General features: G+C 69.2%; 3 protein-coding genes. 1 reads left to right on the top strand and 2 read right to left on the bottom strand.

Annotated elements, in window-relative coordinates:
* Window positions 1-1948, bottom strand: a 1948-nt coding sequence (locus tag AC1DU6_RS23570) for a TonB-dependent receptor (RefSeq protein WP_477860009.1), incomplete at its 3' end; no start/stop codon positions are given.
* A gap of 109 nt (window positions 1949-2057) precedes the next feature.
* Window positions 2058-3065 carry a helix-turn-helix transcriptional regulator gene (locus AC1DU6_RS23565; RefSeq protein ID WP_457323882.1) on the bottom strand — a complete coding sequence of 336 codons (1008 nt, stop codon included), beginning with the start codon at window positions 3063-3065 and terminating at the stop codon, window positions 2058-2060.
* A 262-nt stretch (window positions 3066-3327) separates the two neighbouring features.
* On the opposite strand from AC1DU6_RS23565, the gene AC1DU6_RS23560 reads away from it, so the two are divergent.
* A partial coding sequence (locus AC1DU6_RS23560) for a hypothetical protein (RefSeq protein WP_477860007.1) occupies window positions 3328-3632 on the top strand: 305 nt, incomplete at its 3' end.

The following is a 3632-nucleotide window of genomic DNA, read 5'->3' as shown; positions in this document are numbered from 1 at the left end:
CATCCGGCGTGTTGAACTCGGTGAAATAGAAGCGACCGCGCCAGCTGTAGTCGGCGCGCAGCGTGGTGCGCAGCTCACCGAGGCTGGCAGCCCATTCGGCGCCGAGGGTGACTTGCTGCTTGGACGCCTGGGCGAGCTGCCGGCCGCGCACATTGACCGGCGTCGTCGGTGCGTTGCGCAGGTCGACATTGGTGAAGTCCGTGTACTTCGGCGTCATCAGGCCGAGGCCGACCGACAGCGTCAACGGCGCGATGGGCTTGACCGCGGCCTCGATCTCGACACCATCGATGCGCGCCGCCGACGCGTTGGCCAGGAGGGTCGTCGCCTGGCCAACCTGCGAGACCTGCATGTCCTTGTAGCGGCTGCTGAAGACGGCGGCGCTGAGCACGCCGCGGCGCTCCAGGAACTCGGTCTTGAAGCCGAGTTCGATGCTGCTGACCTTCTCCGGCTTGACGAGATTCGGCTGCAGCGCGCCGAGGTTGACCGCGCCCGACTTGAAGCCATGCGCCCAGCGCGCATAGGCCAGCGTGCCGGCGGCCGGCTTGTATTCGACGCCGACGCTGCCCGGCGTGCTGGTCCAGCCGTCGCTCGGGTGGCCGGTGCCGGCCAGACCGAAGGCGGCGATGTTCTGGTATTCGTCGGCACGCTTGCTGTCGTGGTTGACGCGCAGGCCGGCCAGCAGCGACCACTGCGGATTCAGCATGTAGCGCAGGTCGGCGTAGGCGGCGCTGGAGCGCGTGTGCACGCTCCCGCCCAGCAGGAAGCCGACGCCGCCCGGGAAGGGCACGGTCAGCGGCGCACCCGGCACGAGGAAACCCAGCGGCACCTGGGTGAGGATGGTGATGTCCTGGCTCTGGTCGAACTGCAGGGCCGTGACGCCGACCAGCCATTGCAACGGGCTGCCATCGTCGGAGGCCAGATGGATGTCCAGGCTCTTGTCGGTGCTGCCGGTCAGGAAGCCCGAGCTCGTGACCGCGGCCTCGGTGGTGTCGCTGTCCCAGAGCCGGTCGACCTTGCTGCGCCGCCAGCTCAGGGACGCGCTCAGAGTGTTCGTGYCAATAGGCAATTCCAGCAGCGCCTGCGCCGTGTTGACCTCGACGCGGTTGCTCGAGCCCTGGCTCTTGACGACGCGCGGGTCGCTGCTTTGCGTGACGCCATGGAGCAGCACCGGAATGGACACCGGATCGGGCAGCACCGGCACGCTCATGCCGGCGTCGCGCTCGCGGTAGTGGCCGGCCACAAAGCGCAGCGTGCCATGGCCGCCGAGGCTGGATTGCAGCTGGGCGCGCAGTGCGCGGCTGGACTGGTCGTCCAGGCGCCGCGGCCCCTCGGCCAGCGGGTTGCGGGTGTAGCCGTCGGCCTCCTTGATCTGATACGACAGCCGCCCTTCCAGCCCATCGCTCAAAGGCCCGGAGACAAAGCCCTCGCTCTCATGCCGGTTGTCGCTGCCGAACAGCAGGCCGACGCGCGCCTGCAGCGTGGAGGTCGGCAGCGCCGAGATGATGTTGACCGCGCCGCCGGTGGCATTGCGGCCGTAGAGGGCGCCCTGGGGCCCGCGCAGGATCTCGACGCGCTGGGTGTCGAACAGGGCGGTGTTGGAGCTGGTCTGGTCCGACACATAGGCGCCGTCGGCATACAGGGCCACGCCGGGGTCCCCGCCTGCCAGGATGAAGACATTGCCGATGCCGCGCACGAAGAGTTGGGTTGCGCCCTGCCCGTTTGTGAACGAGGTGTTGGGGCTGAGCATGACGAGGTCGGCCAGGCCGGTGTCGCCACGCTCGGCCAGGCGGGCGCCGTTCAGCGCGGTGATGGCGGTGGGCGTGGTGTCCAGCACCGTCACGCGGCGTTCGGCCGTGATGACGACGCGCTCGATCTGGTTGGTTTCAGGAGCGGTCTGGGCCGCCGCCAGCGTGGACGCCACGGCAAGCGCAATAGGGCTGAGTCTCATGCTCTGTCTCCGGTCGCCGCGTCTGTGTGGCGGCGTAAGAGCATGGTCGCGAGCCCGCTGGGAGCCGGCTATGGCGAATCGGCAGCGCGATGTGCCGAATCGGAACTTCTCAGCCCTTCAGCGTCTCACTCGGTGATTCGCCAAAGCGCTCGCGGTAGCGCGCCGCGAAGCTGCCAAGCTGCCAGAAGCCCCATTGCGCGGCGACAGAGGTCACCGTGACGCCCGGTGCGGCGGAGCGCAGCTCCTCGCGCGCCCGGTCCAGCCGGTACTGCTGCAAATAGCGCTGTGGCGACACGCCGAAATGGCGCTCGAAGCCGCTTGCCAGCGCGCGCACGCCGACGCCGGCAGCGCGGGCGATCTCGGCCACCGACGGCGCCTCGGACGCGTGGGCGTGGATGTAGTCGCGTGCCCGCCGCGTGGAGGCAGGCAGTGCGGCCGGAGCATCCAACCCGCGGGTGTAGTTGTTGGGCCAGGCCAGCAGCAGCTCGAACAGGGCCGCGTCGCGCAGGCCGTCCTCCAGCCGCGCGGCGGCCGCATGCGGGTAGGCCGGCGTGGCGGCCAGGTGGCCGAGCACACGCAGCAGGGCCGCCACCGGCGCGCCGCCGGCCTGGGCGCGGCCCTCGAAGCGCAGCGCATGGGCCATGTCCGAGCCCAGCAGCGCGCGGCAGGCGCTGCCCATGTCGGCGTCCGCCACGCGCAGGTTCAGCAGTTCCATGTCACCCGACATCTCCAGCCCCTGCACCTCGTCGGGCGCGATGACACCGGCATCACCAGCGCCGTACAGGTCGCGCCGGCCGCCACGCCAGACTTCGCCCTGGCGAAGATAGGAAAACACCCAATGCCCATGGGCGCGCGGCATGGCCATGCGGGTGGACGTGCCGTAGCGCACCTCGCCCAGGTGCAGGCGGGCGAACTCGGCGCCGCGCAGCTTCAGCGCCAGGCCGTTCTCGTCGCCGATGCGCAGGGCATGCGGGCCATAGACGCTACTGAGCACGGCCTGGGCCTCGTCGGGGTTGCTGGTCTCACAGACGGCGACGAGGCGCGAGTTGCTCAGCGCGGCATCGACCTCGGCCCCTTGCAGGGGCTGGTCGGCGCTGACGGCGGCGGTGGGCAGCATGGCCGGGTTGTAGGCCAATTCCCGGCCCACCGCCATTGGTGCAATGCGTGGACGCGACAGTCACCCCCGAGACAGGCGTGACGAAGCGCATCCCCTAGTTCGAGCCGTCCCCAAGCTGTCCGTGCAACCCGTCGCAATCGCGCCGAACTCGGTGGCCGATTTGCCGCCCCGGTCGCATCGCTGTCCTCGCGGCCGCCCCGTTTCACACACTGCCGCCGCCCGCAGCCTCACGCTGACGTGCATCAACCCCAAGGAGCAAGCCATGAACTTCAAAGCCACCCTGTGCGCCGCCGCCGCGGCCYTTTCCCTGTGCCTGTCGCTGCCGGCCCTGGCCGAGGATTCCAGCTACACGCCGGGTTCGGTCTGGTTCTTCTCCAACATCCAGATCGAACCGGGTCATTTCGAGAAGTACATGGACTACCTCGGCGCCAACTGGAAGAAGGTGCAGGAGCTGGGCAAGAAGGAAGGCATCATCGTCTCGTACCACGTGCTGGCCGTGAACGCCCAGCGCCATGGTGAGCCCGACCTGGTGCTGGCCGTCGAGATCAAGGACTACCAGAACAACGC

Source organism: Roseateles sp. P5_B10, assembly GCF_056400485.1.
The sequence above is the reverse complement of the archived record's forward strand: the minus strand, read 5'-3'. Positions and strand labels throughout refer to the sequence as shown.